Genomic DNA, 25,215 nt, shown 5'->3' on the forward strand with positions numbered 1-25,215 from the left:
TCATCCTGCCAAGACCTCAGCAAGGCATGAAGCAGAGCCTTCGCCCAACCGCCCTAACGCAGGGGCAGGCCCAGAAGACAGGCGCCGACGAGGATTTTGTCCATTGCGCATAAACTATGAATGGCCGGGCGGAAACCGACAAGCGGCGGCAGACGGGCGGCAGGATTCCGCTTTGACAATACCAAGGCTTTGGACGGCGCTGATTTTGGGGTAGGCTCAATTCCAGCTATACCAGTGAGTATACCGATGGCTGAAGCTTCTCAAACGACCAGGGACGGTATTGTCGCAGCGGCGGGTGAGCTTTTCTATGCCGGCAGCATTCGTGACATCAGTGTCGATCGGATCGCCGCGCAGGCCGGGGTGACGAAGAAGACCGTCTACTATCACTTCCGGTCCAAGGATGAGCTTGTCGCGGCGTACCTGGACGCGCGCAACCGGCCCACCCTGGAGCGCTACCGCCGCTGGGCCGGCAAGGGCGGCAGCATGGCTGACCGCATCGAGCGGATGTTCCGGTCGCTGCAAAAGGCCGCCAAATCCCATGAATGGAACGGTTGCGGCTTCACGCGGGTCGCCGTTGAGCTAGCGGATCTGCCGGGGCACCCGGCCCTGGATGTGGCCCGAAACCATAAGCGCGGCTTCGAGGGCTGGTTGCGCCAGGACCTTGCCGACAGCGGTTATGAAGACGCTGGGGAGCTATCCGAGATGCTGATGATCATCCTGGATGGCGCCATAACTCGGATGCTGGTGCATCGCGATCCGCACTATGCCGCCGTGGCGGCGCGGGCCGCCCGCCGCCTGCTTTCCCGCTGACAGGCGAGGCCCGGATCGCTGGCGCTGGTCATCAGACCATACCTTGAATCTCGCATAGTATACTGACTAGTGAGTTTACTTTGGGTCCCGGTTGCCGCCTCGTGAGAAGCATTGGACCGACCAATCGAGCCCGGGGGCCAGCATGCGCCATTCGCTTTCCGACAAAGCATCGCCGTGGACGCCGGCGCTTCTGATCATTCTGACCGTTGCTTCGATCATCCTCTCGACCTCAATGGGCATCCGCCAGAGCCTGGGTCTGTTTCTCGACCCCATGGCAAGGGGGGCGGGTATTTCAGTCGCCACCTTCGGCCTGGCCCTGGCGGTGCAGAACCTGGCCTGGGGGATCGGGCAGCCCGCCATGGGCGCCCTGGCGGACAAGTACGGCGGTCGGCTGGTAGTCGCCGTCGCGGCAGCTTGCTTTGCCGCCGGCCTGGTGATGATGAGTTGGGGGAACACGTTGGGCCTGTTCCTCGGCGGCGGCCTGCTTGTCGGCCTTGCGGTCGCCGGCACCTCCCATGGCGTTCTGGTCGGCATCCTGTCAAGAATTGCCGCTCCCTCGGTGCGTGCGGTCGCGATTTCAATTCTGGCTGCCGCCGGCTCGATAGGCACTTTCATCCTGGCGCCGGCCACCCAGCAGATGCTGAACTGGATCGACTGGGAGACCACGCTCTGGGTCCTGGCCTTGCTTGCCGCGGCGATGGCGTTTCTGGCTTTCGCCTTCCGGCGGAACAGCGACAAGGCTTCGGCGCCCGGCGCCGAGCGGCCGAACGCCGTTGCCGCCATTCGCCAGGCTCTGCGCCATCCCGGCTATGTCGCCATGACCCTGGCCTTCTTCGCCTGCGGATTCCAGCTCATCTTCATCGCGACGCATCTGCCGAAGTATCTGAGCATCTGCGGCTTGGCCCCCACGGTGAGTGCGAATGCTCTGGCCCTCATCGGCGTGTTCAACGCGGTGGGAACCCTGGTGGTCGGTCGGCTTGGGGAGCGCTTCGGAAACAAGCTGATCCTTGCCCTGATCTATGTCTTCCGGACAGTCTCAATCGTCGTCTTCGTGTCGCTGCCGGTCTCGGTCGAAAGCGCCCTGATTTTCGGTGCGTCGATGGGATTCCTCTGGCTCAGCGTCATTCCACCTGTCAGCGGCCTGCTGAACGCGATGTTCGGGCCGACCAACTTCGGTGCCCTCTTTGGTGTCATGTTTCTCAGTCATCAGGTGGGCGCGTTCCTCGGCGCCTATCTGGGCGGGCTGTCTTATCAGGTCAGCGGCAGCTATCTGACGGCCTGGATTTCACTGATCGTCGTCGGCGTGCTCGCCGCCCTGGTCCAGCTCTCCATGGATGACCGGCCGCGGACGCCTGCCGCTGTCTCGGGTTAGGAGTGGATGCTCTTGCGTTGCGGTTTTCGTCCGATGACCCCGGTGGCGCAGCCAAAGAAGTAGCGTTTGAACTCGACCTCCAGGCCTTCGGCTTGCAGCAGCCTTGCGAAGGCCGAAGCATCTCCGAAGTTGGTGCTGTAGGTGCCGATCATGGCGAAATCCTGGGCGCCGCGCAGCAGGAGGCGCTCGACCAGGGGCAGCACGGTTTTCAGGTGGAAGAGATATAGCGGCCGCAACCACCAGCCACGGGGATCGGAGGCCTCGATCATCGAGAAGACGCCGCCGGGTTTCAGGACCCGGGCGGTCAAACGGGCGAGCTGGGCATGCTGCACGGTATTGAAGGTCTTCAGTCCGAAGGTCGAGACCACGAAGCTGGCGCTGTCGTCCGGCAGGCCGCTGGCGAAGACATCGTCTTCGATGAAGGCGATCTTGTGGGCCCGATGGCGATGCAGACGTTCCATGGCAAGGCGATGCATGCCGGCGGAGATGTCGACCGCTGTGATGGCGCGGATGTCGGGCAGGCGCTTCAGCAGGTGCGGCCAGACTTCGCCGGTTCCGGCCATCAGGTCATAGCCGACCGGGGCGTCACCATCAGGCAGCGGCAAAGCCTTCACGCATTGCCGCCGCCAGCGCTCGGTAAAGCCGAGAGAACAGAAGTAGCTGAAGGCGATGTAGCGTTTCGAGCAGCGGTCGAAAACCTCCTTCACGAAGCCGGGGTCGTAAATGTCAGGCTGCTCGGTCATTGCCGTTCTGGGTGCCGGAGAGGTTCAGCGGCCGCTGGGACTGGTGATGGCCGCCCGACACTTCACTAGGCAATTACCCGCATGGCCTTCATGTTCTGGAACAGCTCGGCGACGGCGGCTTCGCTCATCTCCGGGAATTCGGCATGGAGGACCGCCTCGGTGACGCTGCTGCGCCCCATGATGAAGTCGACCTGTGAGGCGACCTCGCCGGGAACCTCGACCTGCTGCTTGCCGTCCGAGAGATAGGGTTTTCCTTTGTGCCGGACGATCTTCACCTGCCTGCTGACGGTGTAGCTCGCGTTGCGCGGCGCGTCGCTTTGGCCTTCGGCGGCCACCAGTCCGTCGAGGTCGTAGCCCTTGAAGGCATAGGGCCAGTTTTTGATCGCCGCCGCGGCGACCTTGCCGGCGCCTTCGGAGTTTAAGGCCTCTGCGATGGCGCCGCCCATCCTTGCCAGGGTGTCCTTGATCTCGGCCGGGCCCATGTCGCGGGGCAGGTCGGCGCGCATCCAGGGGTTCTGGATCGCCGCATCCCAGATGATCGGCAGCAGGTCGAGCGCCTTGGGCAGGGTGACGCCGAAGGCGATATGAACGGCGCCGTTGGCCGAGGCCAGGGCGTCGTGATAGACGCCGCGGGGAATGTAAAGCAGGTCGCCCGGCTTCATGTGGATCTGCTCCACGACCTTGCCGGCGCGCCTGGCGCGCTCGGCGTCCGAGGGTTTGAAGTCCGGATGGTTCACCGGCGCTTCGTCGCGGCCTTCGTAGATGTTCCAGGTCTTCTCACCGGCGCAGTGGACGGCGAAGACCTCGTGCACGTCGCAGTGCGGACCGAAGGCCTTGTGTTGATGCATGGAGAAATAGAGATTCGCCTGGCTGCGGCCGCCGGTCGCCTGCTGCAGGTCATTGGCCAAGGCGCGTACGCCGGGGGCAAGGGCATCGATGTCGTTCAGGATCACCGAGGCGCCCTTGGCAATCCAGTCCTGCACCCGGTCCGGGTCTGGCCGCAGGGCCCCGCCGCCCTGCAGCGCGGGCACGCGCGCGCAATAGTCGGCGGTCGCGACCGGCTGCAGGTCGAGATAAAGCATCATCGTCTCCGGCGTCCAGACCGAGGTCATGGACATCAGCTCGTTCAGCCGCTGCAGCGTCATGATGCCGGCTGTGCGCGCGGCCTCGCCCGGGAAGTGGCGGTGGCTCTTGCCGAAGTGCCCGGCAAAGAAAGCCCCCCGGTCCAGCGGGGCGAGCAGGCTGTCAAGACTATCGCTCATTCGATCCTCAGTTTGGGCGCAGCAAACGCGCCTCATGATCCATGCCCCTCTTAATACATGAGGCCGGCGTCCGGCACAAAAGAGGCGGCATCACACCAGCCAGCTGCGTCCCAGGGTGATCAGCACCAGGGCGCCGGCGCCCGCACCGACCCCCAGGCCGATGTTGCGCCGGGCCAGGAAAAAGATCGCCAGGGCGATGACGGCGGCGGCGATGCGGTCGGCGGCGGCGGTGTCGGCGAGCGGGCCGTTGGGCAGGACGATCATGCGGGCGATCAGCCCGGCCAGCAGGGCGTAGGCGACACAGGCAACCCACTCGAAGAGTGGGCTGCCGGCGTCGATCCGTCCGGAGAGGGCAACGCCCAGGCCGCGCCAGAAATAGGTGACCAGCGCGCCGACGATCATCAGCGCGTAGGGCCAGAAGGCCGTGTCCTTCATGCCCTCAAGGGTGCCATTGAGGTTGAGGACTTCAAGCACGGCCCTTGCTCCACAGGCGGTGACCGAAGAAGGCGAGGGAGCCGGCCAGCAGCCCGGTGAGCGGCAGCCCCCAGTCGCTGGAGACGAGATGCAGCAGCGGGCCGCAGAGAGCCCCGATCATCAGGGCCAGAATGCGCGCCGGGTGCTTGGCGTCGGCCACGAAGACGAGCATGAAGTAGATCGGGTTGAGGAACACCAGGCCGAGGGTGATGTAGCTTGGCAGCAGGTCGGCCAGATAGAAGCCGACGGCGGTGGTCACCAGGGTCGTCGACCACAGGGTGACGGCAAAAGCGGCGAAGTAGGGCAGGCGCTCCGGCTCCGGCAGGCCCGGACAGCGCCGCATGGCCGCCGCCCAGCCGGTGACGGCGACATAGTGGGCGAAGAGGTAGTAGCGCCAGCGCGGCGTGCCCGGCGCCCGCAGATAGGGCATCAGGGCGACGGTCATCGGCAGCAGGCGGGCATTGGTCATGGCGACCGCAGCGGCGACGATCAGTACCGAGGCGCCCAGGCTGTAGAGTTCGACCAGGATGATCTGGCCGGGCAGCGCCCAGCCGGTGAAGGTGGAGAACAGGCCGTGCCAGACGTCCAGCCCGGCGCCCTGGATCAGGGAACCGAAGCCGAGATAGGACGCGCCGAGCACCAGGGCGGGAACCCCCAGGGCCTGGCGCGCGGCGGCGAGGGCGGCCTGGCGCGGCGAGCCGTAGCCTGAAGGCTCGTATCCCGAAGGCTCGTATCCCGAAGGCTGGGCAAGACCGTTGCCGGCATCGTTTACGGCGCTCCCCGCCGTGTCGCTGTCTGGCATGATGGGGAGAAGGCTATCCGCCGCGGTGGGCCGCGGTCAGCAAGAAACTGGCCTCTGCATGAGAGCCCTGCGGGGATTGCAGGGCGGCGTCTGCCTCAATCGTCGCTTTGAAAACGAGCTAGAGCACCCGCTCGGCCGGCAGGCGCACGATGGCCTTGGTGCCGGCACCCAGTTTGCTTTCCAGATCGAGGCGGCCGCCGTGCAGCTTCACGAAACCCGCCGAGAGCGGCAGGCCCAGGCCGGTTCCCTCGAACTGGCGGTTCAGGCGGCTGTCGACCTGCTCGAAGGCGGCGAAGGCGCGGGGGATGTCTTCCTCGGCGATGCCGATGCCGGTATCGCTGACCTGGAAGACGAAGCTGCCGTCTTCCTCCAGCCGCGCGGAAAGCTCGATTACGCCTTTTTCCGGGGTGAACTTGATGGCGTTGGACATCAGGTTCAGCAGCACCTGTTTCAGCTTGCGCTCGTCGGCGCGCAGGCGCGGCAGGTCGTCGGGCAGGGAAATCTCAAGCGCCTGATCGCCGCGCTTGGCCCGCTCGGCCACCAGGCGCTGCACCGCGCCGATGACATCGCGGGGGTCGACCACCTCGTCGCGCAGTTCGTGGGCCCCGGCCTCGATCTTGGCGACATCCAGAATGTCGTTGATGAGGGTCAGCAGATGCTGGGCGCTTTCATGGATGTCCGAGGCGTAGCTTTTGTACTGGCTGCTGCCGAGAGGCCCGAGCAGTTCGCTTTCCATGATCTCGGAGAAGCCGATTACCGCATTCAGCGGCGTGCGCAGCTCGTGGCTCATGTTGGCGAGGAATTCGGTCTTGGCGCGGTTGGCCAGCTCGGCCCCTTCCTTGGCGCCGATCAGGGCTTCCTCGCGCTGGCGCAGGGCGGTGACGTTCTCGGCGGTTCCTCGGTAGCCCAGGAAGTCGCCGCTGTCCGGGCAGTAGACCGGAAGGCCGTTCAGGCGGAACAGCAGCCTGTCGCCCGCCTTGTTCGGCACCTCCACCTCGATGTCGCGGAAGGGCGCGTGCTGCCGGGAGGCGGCGAGGGAGACCAGCTTCGGTGCGGCCTCGCTGGGGATGTCCAGCAGGGAGCGGCCGATCAGTTCGCGCGGGTGATAGCCCAAAGCATCGTGCACCCGCGGTGAAACGAAGGTCAGCGTCAGTTCGCGGTCGGTTTCCCAGACCCAGTCGGAGACCAGCCGCGTCGTATCGTCGAGCCGCGTCGTGGCCTGAACCAGCGCGGTCGCCGTGGCTTTCAGCTTGGTCGTCGGCTCGTAGACCACGGCGGTGGCGCGCAGCGCGCCACCGCTGCCGCGGATCGCACGGCGCTTGGCGCGAAAGTACTCCGTGCGCCCTTCCAGGGTCAGTTTGTGTTCCTGGCTGACCGCGACCGGTGCGGCGCCGTTGCCGCGCGACCAGCCGCCGATGGCGGACTGATTGGGCAGCGCCTCGGCGGCGGCCAGGGCATCGTAGATTTTCTCAAAGGCTTTGTTGGCGTAGGTGATGGCGCCGTCGGCGTCGACGATGCAGGTCGGTGGCCCTTCTTCCAGCAGATCCTGTTGCAGGATGGCGACCAGCGAGTCTTCCTGGGTCTCCGGCGGCGCATCCGCTACCGGGTCTGCCGGCGCCATGGATTTCGGCGCTCCGCTTGCATCGGCGCTACGGGAAACCATTGTCGTCTTGCTTACGTCCGTTTTCACCGGCCCTGCTCAGCCTCGCTTCGCCTTCGCGATCTCCAGGTCTTCCACGGCTGCCTGAAAATCCTCGTTGCGCTGCCATGAACGCAATACATGCTCCGCATCCTGCCGGCTTGCCTGATCGTAGAGCCGCGTCGCCCGAGACAGGTCCGCCGGCGATGTTCTGCGGCCGGCACTGCCGGCACTGCGTGTCAGGAGAAACAGGGTTGCAAAGTCCTGTTTCGATACGCCCAGCGCCAGACAGGCGATTGCCAGCCCTTCGCCGCCGGGACCATATAATACTTCGGTGCGCCGCGGCATCGAAATCCCGCTCCACTCTTCAAAAAGAGCTTCGAACAGGGGGATCTCGCTCTGGCGCAGGGTTTTGATCAGCAAGGCGGCGTTCACCCGCTGCTCTGCCGCCATGCAGCGCGCGAGATCGGAGGCGGTCGCCTCCATGTTGCGCGGTCCGTTGGTCTTGTCCACCGTATCGTTGGCGACCTCCGCCACCGCGGCCTCCAACTCGTCGTCCAGCGGCGTCGGATGGATATCGTAGGCGGCCAGGATATCGGCCCGCAGGTTGGCGGCGACCAGCCAATAGAGGCGGTTTGCCAGTTCGCTGGTCAAATCATGCCGGCGCACCAGGGGTTCCTGGAATTCGTCGATGTGTTCGGCCTGCTCGGTCAGGTAAGACAGTGCCGCTTCGGAAATCTTTGCGCTCTGGTTTTCCAGCAGAGCGGTAATGACGCTTCGGTCGTTGGTGCCGACCAGTTCGTCCGAGACCGCTTCGCTGAGCTCCCGGCGCCGGGCGATCGCAATCTGATGCTGCCGGCTGCGGTGCTGGATGATGCGGATCAGCTCGCCGTCGGAGAGCAGGGCCGAGCGCAGGAGAATCGGGCGGGCGACCTCGATTTCGTCGTTCGCCAGGGCAATGACCAGGGCGCGGGGGGCAGCGGGATTGCGCGACAGGCGCTCGCTCAAACGGCTGCGGATCGGCGCCTCGAACTCGTGGATGAGCTTTTCCAGGATCTGCGCGATGAGATCGCGTTCCTGGTCGCTGAGCTCATGGTCGCGTTCCATGGAAAGCTGGGCGATCTGAGACGACAGCAACTCGCGGCCTTCAATCGACTTGTTGAGCGCAAGCTGCAAAAGAGAGTGAAGATCCCGATCCTGATCTTCCATCCAAACTTACCCCGATTCGTTACGCTGGGCGGAAACAACACACCCATCGGGTGCGAGCGTCTCCGCCCGAACCCGCGCTCCGTCTGAAACCCCTAAAAGAATAATAAATCAAGGTAAAGACAATGTGAAGTTTGCTTGCCTGAAATTCAACGTAGGCAGCCAAAACTTATGAATAGAAATGGCGTCGGAAGAAAGTAAATCCCCTGTAGATCCCAATCTATTCACGGCTAGACGGGTACGTTTGTGTTAAGAGTTTCCAGGCTCGATATTTCAGGATTCCATTTTATTCAATTATATCAATAGGTTAAATTTCCGATCGGAAATCGGTAAATCGCCTTTTGCGAGCAAAAAGATCTGTATGCGACTTTAAAGGGAAAGTAATCGCAATGAAAATATTTATATCCTGAATGATTATATCACTGCCTCCGGCTCCTCAAGTTCGGCTGTTTCGGATCGCCGGAACGCGTCTGAGCTTCACGCTGCTTTAACCGCTTCGCCCGATACTGCGGCCATGCAGATCGGCTCGGGCGCATCGCCCCTCACCTTGGCAGTCCTGAAAACCCTGGGAAACCAGGCGGGCCTCGGCGCGCCTGCGGGGTCTTCGTCCACCCCCGCTGCGTCGGCCCCCGCTACTTTGGGCGGCGTCTCCGCAGCTTTGCCCGCGGCGATTTCGAACGGTGTTTCCAACGCCGTCTCGCCCAGCGCCGGTTCGGCGCAGAATGCCGCGGCCGGACCGCCGGAGCCGGGCAAGGTCTTTCCCCGCGGTTCCTTCGTGGATTTGAAGGCCTAAACGCCTTAGAGGACCGTCCGCGCCTTGCTTGAGATGCGCCGGCGCCTGCGTCACAGTATCCTGATGACAGCGACCGGAAATGACGGGCCCGGGACCGAAGGCGCCGCCGAAAGTGCCGCGGAGGCGGATGCGGCGGTGGCGCGATTCGAGCCGAGAGTGCCCGACGGCGACGACCGCACGCGGCTGGTCTGCCGGGACTGCGGCTTCATCAATTACGAGAATCCCAAGGTCGTGGTCGGCTCGGTCGCGGCCTGGGAAGATCGCATCCTGCTGTGCCGTCGCGCCATCGAACCGCGCCGCGGCTACTGGACCTTGCCGGCGGGCTATCTGGAACAGCACGAGGAAGCGGCGGCGGGGGCGCGGCGAGAGGCCTGGGAAGAAGCCCGGGCGGAGCTTGCGATCGACCAGCTTCTGGCGGTCTATTCGATTCCGCGCATCTCGCAGATCCAGTTGATCTATCGCGCCGCCCTTGTGTCGCCCGACGTCGCGGCCGGCCCCGAGACTCTGGAGCTCGATCTCTTCCCCTGGAAATCGATTCCCTGGGACGACCTGGCCTTTCCTTCGGTGCGCTGGGCGCTGAACGACTATCGCGCATTGCTTGGCCAGACCGCCTTTGCGCCGCGCAGTAACCCGCCGGAGGGCCCGCCTGAGGAAGGGGCCGAATAGGAAACCGGCGCGCGAACGACGCCGGTAAGAACAGCAGTATTGGGGGGTGAAAAATGCGACGATCAGCTTGTCCGGTTCCGTGCCGCAAGGGCTTGGTCCATGCGGTCTTGGGAGGGTTTCTGCTTGCGGCGTCTTCGGGTTTCGCCTTGGCCGCAGAACCGCTTTTTTCCCACGAGAATCCACGCTTCCGCAGCGGCGCCGAGCTGATGGCGGACTGTGCGTCCGAAGCGCCGGCGGCGCAGGGCCGCTGCAACGGCTACATCATGGCCATCGCCGACGTGCTGGGCGGCGCGGGCGCGCAGGTCGACGGTGTTCAGGTTTGCCTGCGCGGCGACGAAGGTCTTGCCGAACTGGTGGCCGAGGTGCGCGCCCATCTGCAGGCCAATCCGGCGCGTCAGGCGATCAAGGGCGACGGCGCCGTGGCCTATGCCCTGTCACTCTATCGGCCCTGCCCGCCGTCGTAACGCCGTGCAGGTCCGGCAATAAGGCCGCGCTCAGCCATTCTGCTTTTCCATCAGCCTGCGAATTTCGCGAACCTCCTGATGTACCGCCTTCAGATCATCCTCCAGCCGCAGGGCGTCGCCGTGGGATTGCTGGGTGATCTTGTCGAAGGCCTGGTCGCGCTCTTCATCGTGCTGGCTCTGCATGGCGTTGACGATGATGGCGATGAAGAGATTCAGCACCGCGAAACTGGTCACCAGGATGAAGGGGACGAAGAAGGCCCAGGCAAAGGGGAAGACATCCATGACCGGCCGCACGATGCCCATCGACCAGCTTTCCAGGGTCATGATCTGGAACAGGGAATAGGCCGAGGCGCCGATGGTGCCGAACCACTCCGGGAAAGCCTGGCCGAAGAGCTTCGTCGCCATGACTGCGAAGACATAATAGAGCAGCCCCAGCAAGGCGGCGACCGAGCCCATGCCCGGGATTGCCTGCAGTAAGGCCTGCACCACCTTGCGCATCGAGGGGATGACCGAGATCAGGCGCAGTACCCGGAGCACCCGGAGAGCGCGCAGTACGGAGAAGGCCGCCGAGGCCGGCGCCAGGCTGACCGCGATCACGGCGAAGTCGAAGAGGTTCCAGGGGTCCTTGAAAAAGCGCAGGCGATAGGCCCAGAGCTTCAGCAGGATCTCCACGACGAAGATGCCGACGATGGTCCGGTCGGCGAGCAGCAGGAAGCTGCCGACCTCCGCCATCACGGAGGCGGAGGTCTCAAGGCCCAGGATCACGGCGTTGATCAGGATCAGACCGGTGATGCCGCGCTGTACCGCCGCGGACTCCAGCGTCCTTTGCAGGCGGGAAAGGGAATCGGGGTTCGCTGGCTCGGACTCTAGCGACAAGGCCTGGCTCCTGTGGCGGCGGCTGATGGGCGGAAAGCTGCTGAGAAGCCGTTTAAATGTGGGATAGGCCGCGGCGGGTCAATAGGCAGCGGGTGACAAGCCGATGTTCAGGTGCCGGTCAAGGGTTCCACATCGGTTTCCGGCACGGCCCCTTCAGGTTTCCCGCGACGCCGTGTGGCCGGCAGGCGAACCTCCGCCTCGGTGCCGAAATTCAAGCGGCTGTGGAGGAAGAGCTGGCCGCCATGCAGCTCGACCAGAGCCTTGGTAAGGGGCAGGCCGAGTCCGGCCCCCTGGTTGGGATGCGCGCGTTTGTCGTGGGCCTGGCAGAAGGGCTGCAGGATCTTGTCGATATCCTGTTCCCGGATGCCGATGCCGTTGTCGGCGACCTCAATCCGCAGGTTGCCCGCCGGCGACAGCGTCTTCTGCAGGCGCACCCGCCCGCCGGGCCCGGTGAACTTAATCGCGTTGGTCAGCAGGTTGAGCACGATCTGTTTCAGCTTCACCGCGTCGCCGGTGATCCACTCCTCCGCTCCGTTCTCGTCGAACTCCAGGTGTACTGAAGCGCTCGCGGCGCGCGGTCCGACCAGCTTGGCACAGCTTGCCAGGAGTTCCTGCAGGTCGAGCGGCTCTTCATACAGCTCCATCTGCCCGGCTTCGGAGACCGAAAGGTTCAGCAGGTCTTCGACAAGAGACAGCAGCAACTGGCCGCTATGATGGATATAGCCGACATGCTCGCTCTGCTGTGCGGTCAGGGGGCCGTAGAGTCTTCGGCTCAAAAGCTCGGAGAAGCCGATGATGGCGTTCAGCGGCGTGCGCAGCTCATGGCTGACATTGGCCAGGAACTTGGTCTTGGCGCTGTTGGCTTCGGTGACCTGATGCAGCGCGTCGCTGAGGCGGTTGAAGCGCTCCCCGGCCAGGGTGACGGTCATGCGCATCAGGGCGGTCGCCTTGGCGATGCCGCTGTATTTGCCGTCGCGCGTGACGATGAAGCCGTCGATCATCGCCTTGGGTTTCTGCGACAGCAGAAGGTCGCTCACCGCCTCGATGTCGTGATCCCACTCGACAATCAGCGGCGCGGGATCCATGAGCTTGGAGATCGGTTTGCGGTCGAAGAGTTCCGGCCAGTAGGGCCGGGCCATCTTGGCGAGAAACTCCAGCCGGCTGACCAGTCCAACCGGCTGCTCGGCGCTGACCACGGCCAGGGCCGACAAAGCCTCGTTCCGGCGCAGCATGGCGTGCACCTCGGCGCAGCTTGTCTGCGGCCGGATTGCAGGCGCTTCCTCGGCCAGGATGTGGGCGCAGGGTGTCTCTTTGTTGGAATGATGACCGTCTGCTGCCGCGGCCTTGGCGCCCGTCATAAGGACTGTCCCGCTAAACCCAATTGCTGTCGGGCGACGCTAAACCCTGGGTCGTTAACAAATCTTTGTATGCGAACCCGGCTACGCTGCCTGGCCACCACCGGCCGCTTCGCGACGGCTCGCTTCAAGTCTATATGTGTTTATTGTTTCAAGGGCATGACAGAAGCCTTAACGGCCGCTGCCGCCGTTTAACCGTGCTTCGGCATCGCGCAGATGGTCATAGAGCATATCGACCAGGGCGCGAATTCGTGCCGTACGCCGCAGGTCGGGATGGGTGAGCAGCCAGAGGCCGGTGTCCAACGCCGCGGGTGGCGCACAGACTCGTGTCAGACCGGGATCGCTGTCACCCAGAAAACTCGGCAGGATCGCCAAGCCGAGCCCGGCGCGCACGGCGGAGGCCTGGTTCAGCAGGGAGTTTGAGCGAAAGCCGATCGCATCTGTGTCGATGTTGCCGGCGAGCCAGTGGGCAATGGCCGGCGGTCCCGCGCCGTCGTCCCAAGCGATCCAGGGCCGCTGCGCCAGCTCCCCCGGCGCCGGCTGTGAAAGGGCGCCGGCGGCGTAGATGGTCGAGGTCAGGGTGGCGACCCGCCGCCCGAAAAGACTCTCCGGCGGTTCGCGGGTCGGGCGCAGGGCGATGTCCGCCTCGCGCTTGGTGAGGCTCAGCATGCGGTTGTCGATGACCAACTCGACGGTGATGTCGGGATAGGCCTGCCGGAATGCGGCCAGCAGCGGCATCAGCAGTTTCTCGGCGATGTCGTCCGGCGCGGTCAGGCGCAGGCTGCCGGTCAGCCGCAGGTCCCGCCCGCTGAGGCGGCGCTCCAGCGCCTCCATTTCCGCTTCGACCCGCTCGGCCGTGCGCAGCAGATCCTCGCCGGCAGCGGTGGTGACATAGCTGCCCCCCTGCCGGTCGAAGAGGCGGGTTTCCAGACGCGCCTCGATGGCGCCGAGCCGCCGGAAGACGGTCGAGTGATTGACCCGCAGGCGCCGGGCCGCCCCCGCCAGGCTGCCCTCGCGGGCAATGGCCAGCAGGGTGCGCAGGTCGCCGGAGAGATCGGATTTTGCGTTCATGCAATGTCAGTTTGCAGTTTTCGCCTATCGACTTGCATTGAAGCAAATCATAGATCCCCCTCCAGAACAAGGCGGCCCGCCGGGCGGCCGAAACCGCCAACGACGCCCGATAAGGAGCAGATTCATGATCGACAACAAGACAGCCCCCTATGCCGCCCTGATCCTCCGGGTCGCCCTGGGCATCATGTTCCTGGCCCACAGCCTCTATCTGAAGGTCTTCGTCTTCACGATGCCCGGCACCGTCGGCTTCTTCGAATCTCTCGGCCTGCCCGGCGTCGTGGCCTATCTCACCGTCATCGCGGAGATTGTCGGCGGCGTCGCCCTGATCCTGGGCATCCAGACCCGCCTTGTCGCCGTCGCCCTGCTGCCGGTGCTGCTGGGCGCGACCTGGGTCCATGCCGGCAACGGCTGGCTGTTCACCGCCGAGGGCGGCGGCTGGGAGTATCCGGTCTTTCTGATCGCCGCCGCCGTGGTGCAGGCCCTGCTTGGGGACGGCGCCCACGCCGTGAAGCTGCCCTTGGGGTTGCAGCGCAAGACGGCTACCGCTCGCTAGGGCTCGCCTAGCTCGCCCGATCCAGCCCGACCAGCGCGCGGGCGAAGTCTTTGGCGGCGAAGGGGCGGAAGTCTTCGGCCCCTTCGCCGACGCCGATGGCGTGGACCGGCAGGCCGTACTTCTCGGCGAGCGCCACCAGCACGCCGCCGCGGGCCGAGCCGTCCAGCTTGGTGACCACCAGGCCGGTGAGGTCCACCAGGTCCTTGAAGGTGCCGACCTGGGTCAGGGCGTTCTGGCCGGTGGTGGCGTCGAGCACCAGGATCACGTGATGAGGTGCGGCGGGTTCGACCTTCTTGATGACCCGGGCGACCTTCTGCAGCTCGGCCATCAGTTCGGTTCTGTTGTGCAGGCGCCCGGCGGTGTCGATGAGCAATACGTCGTCACCCGCGGCCTTGGCCTGCTCCACTGCCTCGAAGGCGAGGCCCGCTGAATCGGCGCCTTGTTTGCCGGCGACGACGGCACAGCCGGACCGCTCGCCCCAGATCTTCAACTGCTCGATGGCGGCGGCGCGGAAGGTATCGCCGGCGGCGAGGCGCACCGAAAGCCCCTGGGCGCGGTAGTGGGTCGCCAGCTTGCCGATGGTGGTGGTCTTGCCGGAGCCGTTGACGCCGACGACCAGCACCACGTTGGGTTTGTTGGACGGGTCGAGGGTGAGAGGCTGCGCCACAGGTTCCAGGATTTGCGCGACGTCGGCCGCCAGGGCTTCGCGCACCTCCTGGGGATCGACCTCTTTGTCGAAGCGCGTCTTGGCCAGTTCCGTGGTCAGCTTTGCGGCCGTGGTCACGCCAAGGTCGGCGGTAATCAGCAGTTCTTCCAGTTCCTCCAGCGCGGCGTCATCCAGCTTGCGCTTGTTGAAGATGCCGGCGATGCCGTCGCCCAGCTTGCTGGAGGAACGGGTCAGCCCGGCCTTCAGGCGGGAGAACCAGCCGCCTTTTTTCTCTGCCACGTCACTCATCCGTGTCGCTCACGCTGCGGGGGAGAGTTGCTGTTGCAGAGGCGCGGCGGTCAGCCGCCCGCCGTCGCGCCCGGAGATGCGGACCTGCGTTACCGCACCGATCTCGCCGGCTTCGAGCAGCACCGGCGCGAAGGTCTCGCTGCGGCCGAGAAAGCGTCCGTCGGCTTCCTGCTTTTCGATCAGCACGGATGCGGGCTTGCCGACCTGGCCGTCAAGGAAGCGGTCGAGGGCGGCGGTCCCGGCGCTGCGCAGGCGGGCGGCGCGTTCCTTACGTAGGGCGAGAGGAACCTGCGGCATCTTTGCCGCCGGTGTGCCCTTGCGCGCCGAATAGGGAAAGACGTGTAGATAGGTGAGGCCGCAGTCTTCGATGAGCTTCAGCGAATTCTCGAACATCGCCTCGCTCTCGGTCGGGAAGCCGGCGATGAGGTCGGCGCCGAAGACGATGCCGGGGCGCAGTTCCCGCAGCTCGCGGCACAGATCGACGGCCTCGCTGCGCGAATGTCGGCGCTTCATGCGCTTCAGGATCATGTCGTCGCCGGCCTGGAGCGAGAGATGCAGATGCGGCATCAGCCGCGGCTCCTCGGCGATGAGGCGGCGCAGGTCCGGGTCCAGCTCGATGGCATCGAGAGAGGAAAGGCGCAGGCGCTGCAGGTTCGGCACCTGGGCCAGCAGGCGGCGGACCATCTGGCCGAGGCTGGGCTGCCCCGGCAGGTCGCCGCCGTAGGAGGTGACGTCGACGCCGGTAAGCACGATCTCCGCGACGCCGCCCGCGACCAGATTGCGCACCTGGCGCACCACCTCTCCCAGGGGCACCGAGCGGCTGTTGCCGCGGCCAAAGGGAATGATGCAGAAGGTGCAGCGGTGGTCGCAGCCCTGCTGCACCTGAACGAAGGCGCGGGTGCGCTCGGCGAAACCGTCGATCATCTGCGGCGCGGTCTCGGTCACGCTCATGATGTCGTTCACCAGCAGCGGCGCCGTATTGTCCGGCAGAAAACTTTCGGCGCGCAGCTTTTCCTCGTTGCCGATGACCCGGTCGACCTCCGCCATGGCGGCGAAGCCCTGGGGGTCGATCTGCGCGGCGCAGCCGGTGACGATGATCTGCGCCTCCGGGTTCTCGCGCCGGGCCTTGCGGATCGCCTGGCGCGCCTGGCGCTCGGCCTCGCCGGTGACGGCGCAGGTGTTGACGATGACGCTGTTGTCGAGCCCCGCCGCCTCGGCATGCCCGCGCATGACCTCAGATTCATAGGCGTTGAGGCGGCAGCCGAAGGTGAGGATGCGCGGTGCGTTGTTTCCGGGCTTCTGATCGCTGCTCACAGCGCCAGCTCCCCGGTGAAGGCCGTGGCCACTGGCCCGGTCATCAGCACATGGCCGTCCTCTCGCCATTCCAGCTCCAGGGCGCCGCCGTCCAGCACCACCTCGACCTTGCGTCCCGTGATGCCGCGGCGGGCGGCGGCGACGGCCGCGGCACAGGCGCCGCTGCCGCAGGCCTGGGTGAGGCCGACCCCGCGCTCCCAGACTCTCAGCCGCAACTGATTCGGACCGATCACCTCGGCGGCGCCGATGTTGGCGCGCTCGGGAAACAGCGGGTCGTGTTCCAGGGCCGGGCCGAGCCGGTCCAGCGGCAGGCTTTCTACCGTCTCAACGAAAAAGACCGCATGGGGGTTGCCCATGTTGACGCCGACGGGGTCGTTGAGGGGCCCGGAAGCGAGACCCAGGTGCAGGGTATCGCGTTCCTCGCTCAAAGGGATGTCGCGCCAGCCGGTCAGCGCTTCGCCCATGTCCACCTGGACGCGGTTGCGGCCGGCCGCGCTGGCCTGCAGCAGGCCCCGCTGGGTTTCGATGGTCAGGCGGTCCTGCCCGGTCTCTTCCATCACCAGGGCGGCGACGCAGCGGGTGCCGTTGCCGCAGGCCCCGACCTCGCCGCCGTCGTGGTTGCGGATGCGCATGAAGACATCGGCACTGCCGTTGGACGGCGGCTCGATGATCAGCAACTGGTCGCAGCCCACACCCCTGCGCCGGTCGGCGATGGCCCGGGCCAGGTCGTCGGTCAGCAAAAACGGCTCGTCCCGGGCGTCAACGACGACGAAGTCGTTGCCCAGGCCGTGCATCTTGATGAAGGGGCGTGCGGTCATGTGGCGGGTTATAGGACCGCCGGGGCCAGTAAGTCCAGGATGGGCTACTCCTTCAGAGACAGGCGGGAAGGTCCGGCCGGGAAAACGGCGGATTTCCTGCACCGACGACGGCGTTAAGCGCTTTCATGCAAAGCTGCAGAACATACCTGCGTGTTCTCGGGTTCACGCCTGCGCCCGTTCTTTGTATTCCACCGCCCGCAGCCGCCGCGTTGCCCGCCGCAGTCGCCTTTTTGATCTCTCGGCATCGCAGTGGTCTGGGGACCAGTTTTATGGACAACCCCCAACCCAATTACCCGAACCAAATTTTTGTAAGGAATGGATTTCATGCGCATTCAGAAAACCAAGACTCTTTTTGGACTTGCCGCCTCCGCTCTTGTCGCACTGACAATGTCGATGACCTTCCACGGTGCTGCTGAGGCCGACGTGTCGAAGAGCCCGACCATGAAGATGCAGGTGCAGAAAAAGCCGATCGTGCCGCCCCGCCCCACAGGTCCGCAGGCGAGCAACCGGATCCAGAGCAAGCCGGTGGTCATCAAAGACCATGCCTGGGTGCAGTTCTGGGACACAATCACCGGCGAAGACACCGGCTGCCACGACATCGACAACCAGACCTCCTGCAGCGGCACCTGCCCCTGTAACTGACACACTTCACAAATTTTTCTTGATAGCGGGGGCCGAAATGGATCGGTCCCCGCTTTAGCTTATCTGCGCATATCGCCGCCCAAAATTTGCCACAACTGCGCCCTCTTTCCGGGCGCTTTGCCTTTCAAGCTCTTCCAGAACGCGCAGGCAGCCTGCCGCGCGCAGCGTCTTCAGGGGGAGATCATGCAAAACCTACCTTGCCTCAAGGCCGGCCTCGCGCTTGGCCTCGTTGTTTTGCTGGCCGCTTGCGGCCATCACGTTCAGGCCACCTCGGGCTCGGACTATCTGGCCGCCTACAAAACGACGGGTGGCGATGCCGGGCAGTCAGCGGCGACCGACGCGGAGATCGCCGCGGCGGCCAAGGTGGAGCCGCAACTGCGCTTTCCTGCCCGCATCGGGCTCGCCAGGATTGGTGGGGACGGCCTTGCCCCCGTGCCGGCGGCAGAGGCTGAAGCCTGGAAAGCCCTGGCCGGGCGTCTGGGGCCGGGCTACGGCGACTTCGTTCCGGTCTCGCCGCTGATCGCCGCGCTGGCGACCCCCGTTTCCGCAGCGGCGCCTGTTCATCGCGATCCCTTCAGCAGATACCGCAAGTCCCTGGCCCAGGTGGTTCGGGAAATCCGTCTCGGCGCCGCGCGCCAGCATCTCGACGCAGTGCTGATATACGAAACCTTCGGTACATCCGAGGAAACCAGCAATCCCCTGGCCGTCACCAAGCTGGCGCTGATCGGTTTTTTCCTGCCGACCGAAGATGTCGCGGCCAAAGGCTCGGCCCAGGCTGTGCTTGTCGATGTCCGCAACGGCTATACCTATGGCTTGGCCTCGGCGGTGGCGGAACAGCCGGTGCGGCGGATCACGACCGCCGGCAACAGCCGCGCGGTGGGGCAATCGGCCCAGGAACAGGCGAGGGCCAACGCAACCCTGGCGCTGACCGGCGAAGTCGAGGCGATGCTGCGCGATCTGCGCCTGGCCCTGGCCGAGGGTCGTGCGGCGGGCCGTCTTCGCTGACTTGAAGTCATCAAGATGTCAGCTTATCCGATTGGATTAGCGACAAAATCAGGTGTGAATCATCTTGCTTTCCGACGCGCCAGCGCATAGGTGTAGTGGTGGTGACGGACGTAAGGTCAGAAGCCGCAGGATCGGTTGTATAGCCATGGATCGGATCGATTGGGGTCGGATCTCTGGAAAAAAGAGCGTCCGTGCCTGAGTTTCCATGACCTATGTTGTGCCTTAACGCGGCCCGGACAGTGTTTTGCCGGGGCGTACGACGTTTGCAGTGCGAAGGAAGACCCAGACCATGATCACGGGAACCGTGAAATTTTTCAATACCACCAAAGGCTTCGGCTTTATCGCTCCTGAAGACGGCTCCAAGGATGTGTTCGTTCACATCTCCGCCGTTGAGCGTTCGGGCATGGGCCCGCTGGTCGAAGGCCAGAAGGTGACTTTTGAGGTTCAGCCCGATGCCCGCGGCCCCAAGGCCGTGAACATCGCGGCAGCCGACTGATCTCAAAAGGCTGAAGCTTCAGAGTACCGGAAAGCTTTTCGATCCGGCCGCCCAGGAAGGGCGGCCGTTTTCGTTTTGAAGTTGGGAAAAGCCGGTGTTGAACCTGCTTCTCGCCGGGCTTGACCTGGGGGTCCCGGCCCCCTAAGTTCCGCGCCATTCAGGCCAAGGTGACTTGACCGGCTTTCGCCCACCCGATGGTGGGCAGCCCCGCCAGTCCGCGAGTTTTCGCGCACTGGCGCGAAATCCGTTGGGTTGTCGCGGTTTGACGGACGAAGATCTCTGGGCCCCGAGGGGCCTGAGATTTAGGACTAGCGACCAAGTGGGAGCGCAGCCCGCGTGGCGCTTGAACGCAATACAGGGATCACGACCAGTGATCCCTGGTGAATTAGGACCGACAGACACTTATGTTCGATAGCCTTCAGGAACGGCTTTCAGGCGTCTTCGACAAGCTGACGCGCCGCGGCGCGCTCAGCGAAGCCGACGTGAACGCCGCCCTGCGCGAGGTGCGGGTCGCCCTGCTGGAGGCCGACGTCGCCCTGCCGGTGGTGAAGGACTTCATCGACGGGGTCCGCGAAAAGGCCATCGGGCAAGAGGTCCTGCGTTCCGTCACGCCGGGCCAGATGGTTGTCAAGGTGGTCCACGATCACCTGGTCGAAACCCTGGGCGCCACCGGGGTCGGCATCGACCTGCGCGCCACCGCGCCGGTCGGCATCATGCTGGTCGGGCTGCAGGGCTCCGGCAAGACGACGAGCTGCGCCAAGATCGCGCGCCGCCTGCAGGACCGCGAGAAGAAGAAGGTCCTGATGGCCTCCCTCGACGTGCGCCGCCCGGCCGCGCAGGAGCAGTTGAAGGTACTGGGCGAGCAGGCCGGGGTGGCGACCCTGCGCATCGTGCCCGGCGAGCCGCCGGTGGCGATCGCCAAGCGGGCCATGCAGTCCGGGGCACTGGAAGGCTATGACGTGGTCATGCTGGATACCGCCGGGCGTCTGGCCATCGACGAGGAACTGATGACCGAGGTGGCGGCGGTGCGCGATGCCGCCAAGCCCCACGAGAGCCTGCTGGTTGCCGACGCGATGACCGGCCAGGACGCGGTGACGGTGGCCACCGCCTTCAAGGAGCGGGTCGATCTGACCGGCATCGTGCTGACCAGGGTCGACGGCGATGCCCGCGGCGGTGCGGCGCTTTCCATGCGCGCGGTCACCGGCTGCCCGATCAAGCTGATCGGCGTCGGCGAAAAGCTGGACGATCTGGAGGATTTCCATCCTGACCGCGTGGCGTCACGCATTCTCGGCATGGGCGACGTGGTCTCGCTGGTCGAAAAAGCGGCGGAGACCATCGAGCAGGATGAGGCGGAAAAGCTCGCCAAGAAACTGCAGAAAGGTACCTTCGACCTCGACGACTTTGCCAAGCAGCTTCAGCAGATGCAGAAGATGGGCGGCCTCTCCAGCCTGATGGGCATGCTGCCGGGGATGTCCGGCAGCCAGATGCAGCAGCTTAAAAAGGCCAAGCTGGACGACGGCATGGTGAAGCGCCAGTTGGCGGTGCTGTCTTCCATGACCCCGGGCGAGCGCCAGAAGCCGGAGCTGATCAAGGCTTCGCGTAAGCAGCGCATCGCCAAGGGCTCCGGCACCACGGTGCAGGAAGTGAACAAGCTGCTGAAGCAGCACAAGGACGCGACCCGCGTGATGAAGCGGGTTCAGAAGATGGGCAAGAAGGGAATGATGCGCGGCGGCCTGCCGGGGCTGATGCCCGGCGGTGGCGGCGGCAATCCCTTTGGATGACCCGCACGCCCAGATCATTCGAAAACCCTGATGAAATTCGAACAGAACAGACTGACTTTCTAGAAAGCGAGTATTTGAAATGTCCCTGAAGATCCGTTTGTCCCGCGGCGGCGCTAAGAAGCGCCCCTACTACCGCATCGTCGTCGCCGACTCCCGCAGCCCGCGCGATGGCCGCTTCATCGAGCGCATCGGCTCCTACAACCCGATGGTCGCCAAGGACCATCCGGAGCGCATCGTGCTGAACACCGAGCGCGCCAAGCACTGGCTGTCGGTCGGTGCCACGCCGAGTGATCGGGTGAGCCGTTTCCTGGCCGCCGCCGATCTGGCGCCGTCGCGCCGCATTCCCCGGCAGACCAAGAAGAACCTGCCCGGGCAGAAGGCGCAGGAGCGTCTGCAGGAGGCCGAGGACGCCAAGAAGGCGGCTGAAGAGGCTGCGGCTGCCGAAGCGGCCGCCCCGGCTGAAGAGGCGCCCGCCGAGGAAGCGCCTGCTGAGGAAGTCGCCGAAGAAGCCAAGGCCGAGTAAGAGCCTTCCGGCTGCGGGCTATGGATGCCGTCCGTTATGGATAGGGATACAAAGGCTGCAGAACGCATCTGCCTGGGTGTCATGGTCGGCGCCCACGGCGTGCGCGGTCTGGTGAAGGTGAAGGCCTTCACCGAGGTGCCCGAAGATGTCGCCGCCTATGGGGCGGTGAGCGATGAAGGCGGCAAGCGGCGCTGGACGCTGGAAGTCGCCGGGCGGGCCAAGGGGGTGGTCCTGGTGCGGCTGGCCGGCGTCAGCGACCGCGATCAGGCCCAGGCCCTGCATGGGACACGGCTTTATGTGGAGCGCGGGGCCCTGCCGGCCCTGGAGGAGGAAGAGGTCTTCTACCACGTCGATCTGGTCGGCCTCAGGGTGGAGGACACGACGGGCCGGGCGCTGGGGCGGGTCCAGGCGGTGGACAACTACGGCGCCGGCGATCTGTTGGAGATCGTCGATGCCGAGGGGCGCAGCCAGATGCTGCCCTTCACCAGGGCGGCGGTGCCGGAGGTCGATCTGGCCGGCGGCCGCCTGGTGGTTCAGCCGCCCGCGGACGTGATGGCGTCCGAGGACGCGGCGGAGCCGGAAAACGGCGCCTGAGCAGGCTGCCGGGGGTTAACCCGGAGAGCCCGCCAAAAACGCCGTAAAAGAGCCCTTTGGGCTGGACAAACGGCCCCTGCAGGGCCATAAAGCGCCGCCTTTGGCGCCAAGCGGGCCCTCCGGGGCCCAGGAAATTAAATCCGCCTGATGGCGGGAAATCCGGGCGGGAGGTCCCATGGCGGCATGGCGGTCGCTGGTCCTGACGCTCTTTCCGGAGATGTTTCCGGGGCCGTTGGGGCAAAGTCTGGCGGGAAAGGCTCTGGATCGGGGCCTTTGGGCGCTCGATATCCTGGACATCCGGGATTTCGCGCGCGATAAACACCGCAGCGTGGACGACACCCCTTTCGGGGGCGGTGCGGGCATGGTGATGCGGCCGGATGTGGTCGACGCGGCCCTCCACGCCGCGCAGGAAAATTGGGCCGGAGCGGAAACCTCCGGCGAAGAGGCACCAGGCCGCAGAGCGCCGGTCCTCTATCTCTCGCCCCGGGGGCGTCTGCTGACGCAGAGCCTGGTGCGGGAATTGGCGGCGGGGCCGGGTGTGACCCTGCTCTGCGGCCGCTACGAGGGGGTCGACGAAAGGGTCCTGGAGGCCCATGACGTCCTCGAGGTCTCGCTGGGTGACTATGTCCTCTCCGGCGGCGAGACCGCGGCCCTGGTGTTGATGGATGCGATCGTCCGTCTGCTGCCCGAGGTGATGGGCAACGAGGACAGCCCGGGCGAGGAATCGTTCGGCGAGAACGAGTTTGAGGGGTTGCTGGAATATCCCCTCTTTACGCGGCCGGCCGAGTGGCAGGGGCGCAAGGTGCCGGAAGTCCTGACCTCCGGCCACCACGAGAAAATCCGCCTCTGGCGCAAGGCGCAGGCGGAAGAGATTACGAAGCGGCGCCGCCCGGATCTTTGGGCGCGCTACACGAAGAATTAGGGCCTGGCCTGCTTGTTGGCCGGTCACCCGCGTTGGTTTGAGGATTGAGAGCCATGAACGTCATCGAACAGATCGATCAAGAACAGATCGGCAAGCTGACCGCCGATAAAGAGCCGCCGGCTTTCGCCCCGGGCGACACCCTGCGGGTCAATGTGAAGGTCCGTGAAGGCAGCCGCGAGCGCGTTCAGGCCTTCGAGGGCGTCTGCATTGCGCGGCGTAACCGCGGGATCAACTCGGCCTTCACCGTGCGCAAGCTGTCCTACGGCGAAGGCGTCGAGCGTGTCTTCCCGCTCTACAGCCCGCGCATCGAGTCGATCGAGGTGGTGCGCCGCGGCGACGTCCGCCGCGCCAAGCTCTATTACCTCAGGGGCCGCACCGGTAAGGCCGCGCGCATCCGCGAGCAGACCACCGGTCACAGCGGCAAGCTGGAAGCCGCGGCCAAGCAGGAAGCTGCCAAGGCCAAGGCCGAGCGCAGCAAGTCCAAGAAAGCCGAGAAGGCCGAAGGCTAGCAGCCGAGGGTCTCTCTGCCGTCCAGGCATCAAGAGGGCCCGTCAGGCCGCTTCTCGGAAGCGCCGGCGGGCCCTTTTCTATTTCAGGCCCCTTCGTCCCAGGGCCGGGACGAGAAGAGGGGGCGTTGAAGAACAAGGCCTCTTCAAGGAACGATCACACGATGTCCGCACCGCGCACCCTGTTTGACAAGATCTGGGACAGCCATCTGGTGAACCGTCAGGACGACGGCACCTGCCTCATCTATATCGACCGTCATCTGGTGCACGAGGTGACCTCGCCACAGGCCTTCGAAGGCCTGCGCATGGCCGGGCGCAAGGTGCGCCATCCCGAGGCGACGCTGGCGGTGCCGGATCACAACGTGCCGACCACCGACCGCTCCAAGGGGATCGAGGAAGAGGAAAGCCGCATCCAGGTCGAAACCCTGGAGAAGAACTGCGCCGACTTCGGCGTGCCGATCTTTCAGATGAACGATGTCCGCCAGGGCATCGTCCACATCATCGGACCGGAACAGGGCTTCACCCAGCCCGGTATGACCATCGTCTGCGGCGACAGCCACACCGCGACCCACGGCGCCTTCGGGGCGCTGGCTTTCGGTATCGGCACCTCCGAGGTCGAACACGTTCTGGCGACCCAGACCCTGATCCAGCAGCCGGCGAAGAACATGCGCATCGCCGTCGACGGGGCGCTGCCGGTGGGCATTACCGCCAAGGACCTGATCCTCGCCATCATCGGCAAGATCGGCACCGCCGGCGGCACCGGCCATGTCATCGAATACGCCGGCCAGGCGATCCGCGACCTCTCCATGGAAGGCCGCATGACGGTCTGCAACATGTCCATCGAGGGCGGCGCCCGCGCCGGGCTGATCGCGCCGGACGAGAAGACCTACGACTATGTCATGGGCCGCCCCATGGCGCCCAAGGCCGGGGCCTGGGAACAGGCCGTCGCCTACTGGCGCAGCCTGCCCTCCGACGAGGGCGCGCGCTACGACAAGGAGGTGACGCTCGCGACCGGCGACATCGATCCGCAGATCACCTGGGGCACCAGCCCGGAAGACGTCGCGCCGATCACCGGCCGGGTGCCGAGCCCGGAAGAGGCCCGCGACGACGCCAAGCGCCAGGCGATGGAACGCTCGCTGGATTACATGGGCCTGAAGGCGGGCACGCCGCTCAGCGAAGTCGCCATCGACAAGGTCTTCATCGGCTCCTGCACCAACGGTCGCATCGAGGATCTGCGCGAGGCCGCCAAGGTCGCCGAGGGCCGCAAGGTCGCCGAGGGCGTCCACGCGATGATCGTGCCGGGATCGGGTCTGGTGAAGAACCAGGCCGAGGAAGAGGGGCTCGACCGCATCTTCACCGAGGCGGGCTTTGATTGGCGGGAGCCGGGCTGCTCCATGTGTCTGGCGATGAACGCCGACCGCCTGCAGCCGGGCGAGCGCTGCGCCTCCACCTCCAACCGCAACTTCGAGGGCCGCCAGGGCCGCGGCGGGCGCACCCACCTGATGAGCCCGGGCATGGCCGCGGCGGCGGCCATCGCAGGCCGCCTCGCCGACGTGCGGGAGCTTTAGGCAGC

Annotated in this window: 27 protein-coding genes; 15 read left to right on the forward strand and 12 right to left on the reverse strand. The window is 65.2% G+C overall.

Annotated features, from left to right (window positions below):
- The first annotated feature begins 246 nt into the window (after nucleotides 1-246).
- Both ACP146_RS25520 and ACP146_RS25525 read left to right on the forward strand, forming a co-directional pair.
- Nucleotides 247-810, forward strand: coding sequence for a TetR/AcrR family transcriptional regulator (locus tag ACP146_RS25520; protein WP_422369574.1), 564 nt, complete (start codon nucleotides 247-249; stop codon nucleotides 808-810).
- Between the two features lie 142 nt (nucleotides 811-952).
- Nucleotides 953-2,182, forward strand: coding sequence for an MFS transporter (locus tag ACP146_RS25525; protein ID WP_422369575.1), 1,230 nt, complete (start codon nucleotides 953-955; stop codon nucleotides 2,180-2,182).
- On the opposite strand, the gene ACP146_RS25530 is transcribed toward ACP146_RS25525, so the two are convergent.
- From ACP146_RS25530 to ACP146_RS25555, 6 genes are all read right to left on the reverse strand, one after another.
- Nucleotides 2,179-2,925, reverse strand: a complete 747-nt coding sequence (locus ACP146_RS25530; RefSeq protein ID WP_422369576.1) for a class I SAM-dependent methyltransferase — start codon at nucleotides 2,923-2,925, stop codon at nucleotides 2,179-2,181. The genes ACP146_RS25525 and ACP146_RS25530 overlap by 4 nt on opposite strands.
- A gap of 65 nt (nucleotides 2,926-2,990) precedes the next feature.
- A complete protein-coding gene (locus ACP146_RS25535) occupies nucleotides 2,991-4,187 on the reverse strand; it encodes a JmjC domain-containing protein (RefSeq protein WP_422369577.1) in 1,197 nt (398 codons plus the stop codon).
- Nucleotides 4,188-4,277: 90 nt separating this feature from the next.
- Nucleotides 4,278-4,661, reverse strand: coding sequence for an AzlD domain-containing protein (locus tag ACP146_RS25540; protein WP_422369578.1), 384 nt, complete (start codon nucleotides 4,659-4,661; stop codon nucleotides 4,278-4,280).
- Nucleotides 4,654-5,463, reverse strand: coding sequence for an AzlC family ABC transporter permease (locus ACP146_RS25545; RefSeq protein ID WP_422369579.1), 810 nt, complete (start codon nucleotides 5,461-5,463; stop codon nucleotides 4,654-4,656). Before ACP146_RS25545 ends, ACP146_RS25540 begins: the two co-directional genes overlap by 8 nt.
- Nucleotides 5,464-5,581: 118 nt before the next feature.
- A complete protein-coding gene (locus tag ACP146_RS25550; RefSeq protein WP_422369580.1) occupies nucleotides 5,582-7,126 on the reverse strand; it encodes a PAS domain-containing sensor histidine kinase in 1,545 nt (514 codons plus the stop codon).
- A gap of 36 nt (nucleotides 7,127-7,162) precedes the next feature.
- Nucleotides 7,163-8,311 (reverse strand): DUF2336 domain-containing protein, encoded by a 1,149-nt coding sequence (locus tag ACP146_RS25555; protein ID WP_422369581.1) that lies wholly within the window; start codon nucleotides 8,309-8,311, stop codon nucleotides 7,163-7,165.
- Between the two features lie 511 nt (nucleotides 8,312-8,822).
- Here ACP146_RS25555 and ACP146_RS25560 point away from each other — a divergent pair.
- From ACP146_RS25560 to ACP146_RS25570, 3 genes are read left to right on the forward strand one after another with little or no spacing between them, the layout of a single operon-like run.
- Complete coding sequence (locus ACP146_RS25560; RefSeq protein ID WP_422369582.1) at nucleotides 8,823-9,101, forward strand: hypothetical protein; 279 nt, start codon at nucleotides 8,823-8,825, stop codon at nucleotides 9,099-9,101.
- A 24-nt stretch (nucleotides 9,102-9,125) separates the two neighbouring features.
- On the forward strand, nucleotides 9,126-9,767 hold the full coding sequence (locus tag ACP146_RS25565; protein ID WP_422369583.1) for an NUDIX domain-containing protein: 642 nt from the start codon (nucleotides 9,126-9,128) through the stop codon (nucleotides 9,765-9,767).
- Nucleotides 9,768-9,820: 53 nt separating this feature from the next.
- Nucleotides 9,821-10,231 (forward strand): Rap1a/Tai family immunity protein, encoded by a 411-nt coding sequence (locus ACP146_RS25570; protein WP_422369584.1) that lies wholly within the window; start codon nucleotides 9,821-9,823, stop codon nucleotides 10,229-10,231.
- Nucleotides 10,232-10,261: 30 nt separating this feature from the next.
- Here the strand turns inward: ACP146_RS25570 and ACP146_RS25575 are convergent, their stop codons facing one another.
- The 3 genes from ACP146_RS25575 to ACP146_RS25585 form a co-directional block, all read right to left on the reverse strand.
- The gene (locus ACP146_RS25575; RefSeq protein WP_422369585.1) at nucleotides 10,262-11,107 is read right to left on the reverse strand and encodes an ion transporter; all 846 of its coding nucleotides are present in this window, start codon (nucleotides 11,105-11,107) and stop codon (nucleotides 10,262-10,264) included.
- A 107-nt stretch (nucleotides 11,108-11,214) separates the two neighbouring features.
- Entirely contained in the window at nucleotides 11,215-12,465 is a 1,251-nt protein-coding gene (locus tag ACP146_RS25580) for an ATP-binding protein (protein WP_422369586.1), read from the reverse strand.
- A gap of 168 nt (nucleotides 12,466-12,633) precedes the next feature.
- Nucleotides 12,634-13,533 (reverse strand): LysR family transcriptional regulator, encoded by a 900-nt coding sequence (locus ACP146_RS25585; RefSeq protein WP_422369587.1) that lies wholly within the window; start codon nucleotides 13,531-13,533, stop codon nucleotides 12,634-12,636.
- Between the two features lie 124 nt (nucleotides 13,534-13,657).
- Here ACP146_RS25585 and ACP146_RS25590 point away from each other — a divergent pair, with 124 nt between their 5' ends.
- Nucleotides 13,658-14,086, forward strand: a complete 429-nt coding sequence (locus ACP146_RS25590) for a DoxX family protein (protein ID WP_422369588.1) — start codon at nucleotides 13,658-13,660, stop codon at nucleotides 14,084-14,086.
- A gap of 7 nt (nucleotides 14,087-14,093) precedes the next feature.
- On the opposite strand, the gene ftsY is transcribed toward ACP146_RS25590, so the two are convergent.
- From ftsY to dapF, 3 genes are read right to left on the reverse strand one after another with little or no spacing between them, the layout of a single operon-like run.
- Nucleotides 14,094-15,041: a signal recognition particle-docking protein FtsY gene (ftsY, locus tag ACP146_RS25595; RefSeq protein ID WP_422369589.1), complete on the reverse strand. Its 948-nt coding sequence runs from the start codon at nucleotides 15,039-15,041 to the stop codon at nucleotides 14,094-14,096.
- A 9-nt stretch (nucleotides 15,042-15,050) separates the two neighbouring features.
- Nucleotides 15,051-16,355, reverse strand: coding sequence for a tRNA (N(6)-L-threonylcarbamoyladenosine(37)-C(2))-methylthiotransferase MtaB (gene mtaB, locus ACP146_RS25600; protein WP_422369590.1), 1,305 nt, complete (start codon nucleotides 16,353-16,355; stop codon nucleotides 15,051-15,053).
- A complete protein-coding gene (gene dapF, locus ACP146_RS25605) occupies nucleotides 16,352-17,173 on the reverse strand; it encodes a diaminopimelate epimerase (RefSeq protein WP_422369591.1) in 822 nt (273 codons plus the stop codon). The genes mtaB and dapF overlap by 4 nt, the downstream gene beginning before the upstream one ends.
- A 324-nt stretch (nucleotides 17,174-17,497) precedes the next feature.
- On the opposite strand from dapF, the gene ACP146_RS25610 reads away from it, so the two are divergent.
- The 9 genes from ACP146_RS25610 (at nucleotide 17,498) to leuC (ending at nucleotide 25,210) form a co-directional block, all read left to right on the forward strand.
- Entirely contained in the window at nucleotides 17,498-17,815 is a 318-nt protein-coding gene (locus ACP146_RS25610; RefSeq protein ID WP_422369592.1) for a hypothetical protein, read from the forward strand.
- 183 nt (nucleotides 17,816-17,998) lie between these two features.
- The gene (locus ACP146_RS25615) at nucleotides 17,999-18,820 is read left to right on the forward strand and encodes a hypothetical protein (RefSeq protein ID WP_422369593.1); all 822 of its coding nucleotides are present in this window, start codon (nucleotides 17,999-18,001) and stop codon (nucleotides 18,818-18,820) included.
- A gap of 289 nt (nucleotides 18,821-19,109) precedes the next feature.
- A complete protein-coding gene (locus ACP146_RS25620; protein ID WP_299396409.1) occupies nucleotides 19,110-19,316 on the forward strand; it encodes a cold-shock protein in 207 nt (68 codons plus the stop codon).
- Nucleotides 19,317-19,720: 404 nt separating this feature from the next.
- Complete coding sequence (ffh, locus tag ACP146_RS25625; protein WP_422369594.1) at nucleotides 19,721-21,097, forward strand: signal recognition particle protein; 1,377 nt, start codon at nucleotides 19,721-19,723, stop codon at nucleotides 21,095-21,097.
- Nucleotides 21,098-21,176: 79 nt separating this feature from the next.
- The gene (gene rpsP / locus ACP146_RS25630) at nucleotides 21,177-21,620 is read left to right on the forward strand and encodes a 30S ribosomal protein S16 (RefSeq protein ID WP_422369595.1); all 444 of its coding nucleotides are present in this window, start codon (nucleotides 21,177-21,179) and stop codon (nucleotides 21,618-21,620) included.
- 36 nt (nucleotides 21,621-21,656) lie between these two features.
- A complete protein-coding gene (rimM, locus tag ACP146_RS25635; protein ID WP_422369596.1) occupies nucleotides 21,657-22,214 on the forward strand; it encodes a ribosome maturation factor RimM in 558 nt (185 codons plus the stop codon).
- Nucleotides 22,215-22,389: 175 nt separating this feature from the next.
- On the forward strand, nucleotides 22,390-23,136 hold the full coding sequence (trmD, locus tag ACP146_RS25640; protein WP_422369597.1) for a tRNA (guanosine(37)-N1)-methyltransferase TrmD: 747 nt from the start codon (nucleotides 22,390-22,392) through the stop codon (nucleotides 23,134-23,136).
- A 53-nt stretch (nucleotides 23,137-23,189) separates the two neighbouring features.
- Nucleotides 23,190-23,645 (forward strand): 50S ribosomal protein L19, encoded by a 456-nt coding sequence (gene rplS, locus ACP146_RS25645; RefSeq protein ID WP_422369598.1) that lies wholly within the window; start codon nucleotides 23,190-23,192, stop codon nucleotides 23,643-23,645.
- 161 nt (nucleotides 23,646-23,806) lie between these two features.
- Complete coding sequence (gene leuC / locus ACP146_RS25650) at nucleotides 23,807-25,210, forward strand: 3-isopropylmalate dehydratase large subunit (protein ID WP_422369599.1); 1,404 nt, start codon at nucleotides 23,807-23,809, stop codon at nucleotides 25,208-25,210.
- Nucleotides 25,211-25,215 lie beyond the last annotated feature (5 nt).

Source organism: Pelagibius sp. (assembly GCF_965249265.1).
Lineage (GTDB): Bacteria > Pseudomonadota > Alphaproteobacteria > Kiloniellales > Kiloniellaceae > Pelagibius.

Coding starts and splice junctions, on each gene's coding strand:
- ACP146_RS25555 (WP_422369581.1), bottom strand. CDS start 8,311: ATGGAAGATCAGGATCGGGATCTTCACTCTCTTTTGCAGCTTGCGCTC.
- ACP146_RS25535 (WP_422369577.1), bottom strand. CDS start 4,187: ATGAGCGATAGTCTTGACAGCCTGCTCGCCCCGCTGGACCGGGGGGCT.
- ACP146_RS25550 (WP_422369580.1), bottom strand. CDS start 7,126: ATGGTTTCCCGTAGCGCCGATGCAAGCGGAGCGCCGAAATCCATGGCG.
- rimM (WP_422369596.1), top strand. CDS start 21,657: ATGGATAGGGATACAAAGGCTGCAGAACGCATCTGCCTGGGTGTCATG.
- rplS (WP_422369598.1), top strand. CDS start 23,190: ATGAACGTCATCGAACAGATCGATCAAGAACAGATCGGCAAGCTGACC.
- ACP146_RS25520 (WP_422369574.1), top strand. CDS start 247: ATGGCTGAAGCTTCTCAAACGACCAGGGACGGTATTGTCGCAGCGGCG.
- ffh (WP_422369594.1), top strand. CDS start 19,721: ATGTTCGATAGCCTTCAGGAACGGCTTTCAGGCGTCTTCGACAAGCTG.
- ACP146_RS25530 (WP_422369576.1), bottom strand. CDS start 2,925: ATGACCGAGCAGCCTGACATTTACGACCCCGGCTTCGTGAAGGAGGTT.
- ACP146_RS25560 (WP_422369582.1), top strand. CDS start 8,823: ATGCAGATCGGCTCGGGCGCATCGCCCCTCACCTTGGCAGTCCTGAAA.
- dapF (WP_422369591.1), bottom strand. CDS start 17,173: ATGACCGCACGCCCCTTCATCAAGATGCACGGCCTGGGCAACGACTTC.
- ACP146_RS25545 (WP_422369579.1), bottom strand. CDS start 5,463: ATGCCAGACAGCGACACGGCGGGGAGCGCCGTAAACGATGCCGGCAAC.
- ACP146_RS25525 (WP_422369575.1), top strand. CDS start 953: ATGCGCCATTCGCTTTCCGACAAAGCATCGCCGTGGACGCCGGCGCTT.
- rpsP (WP_422369595.1), top strand. CDS start 21,177: ATGTCCCTGAAGATCCGTTTGTCCCGCGGCGGCGCTAAGAAGCGCCCC.
- trmD (WP_422369597.1), top strand. CDS start 22,390: ATGGCGGCATGGCGGTCGCTGGTCCTGACGCTCTTTCCGGAGATGTTT.
- ACP146_RS25585 (WP_422369587.1), bottom strand. CDS start 13,533: ATGAACGCAAAATCCGATCTCTCCGGCGACCTGCGCACCCTGCTGGCC.
- ACP146_RS25580 (WP_422369586.1), bottom strand. CDS start 12,465: ATGACGGGCGCCAAGGCCGCGGCAGCAGACGGTCATCATTCCAACAAA.
- ftsY (WP_422369589.1), bottom strand. CDS start 15,041: ATGAGTGACGTGGCAGAGAAAAAAGGCGGCTGGTTCTCCCGCCTGAAG.
- ACP146_RS25610 (WP_422369592.1), top strand. CDS start 17,498: ATGCGCATTCAGAAAACCAAGACTCTTTTTGGACTTGCCGCCTCCGCT.
- leuC (WP_422369599.1), top strand. CDS start 23,807: ATGTCCGCACCGCGCACCCTGTTTGACAAGATCTGGGACAGCCATCTG.
- ACP146_RS25590 (WP_422369588.1), top strand. CDS start 13,658: ATGATCGACAACAAGACAGCCCCCTATGCCGCCCTGATCCTCCGGGTC.
- ACP146_RS25615 (WP_422369593.1), top strand. CDS start 17,999: ATGCAAAACCTACCTTGCCTCAAGGCCGGCCTCGCGCTTGGCCTCGTT.
- ACP146_RS25570 (WP_422369584.1), top strand. CDS start 9,821: ATGCGACGATCAGCTTGTCCGGTTCCGTGCCGCAAGGGCTTGGTCCAT.
- ACP146_RS25620 (WP_299396409.1), top strand. CDS start 19,110: ATGATCACGGGAACCGTGAAATTTTTCAATACCACCAAAGGCTTCGGC.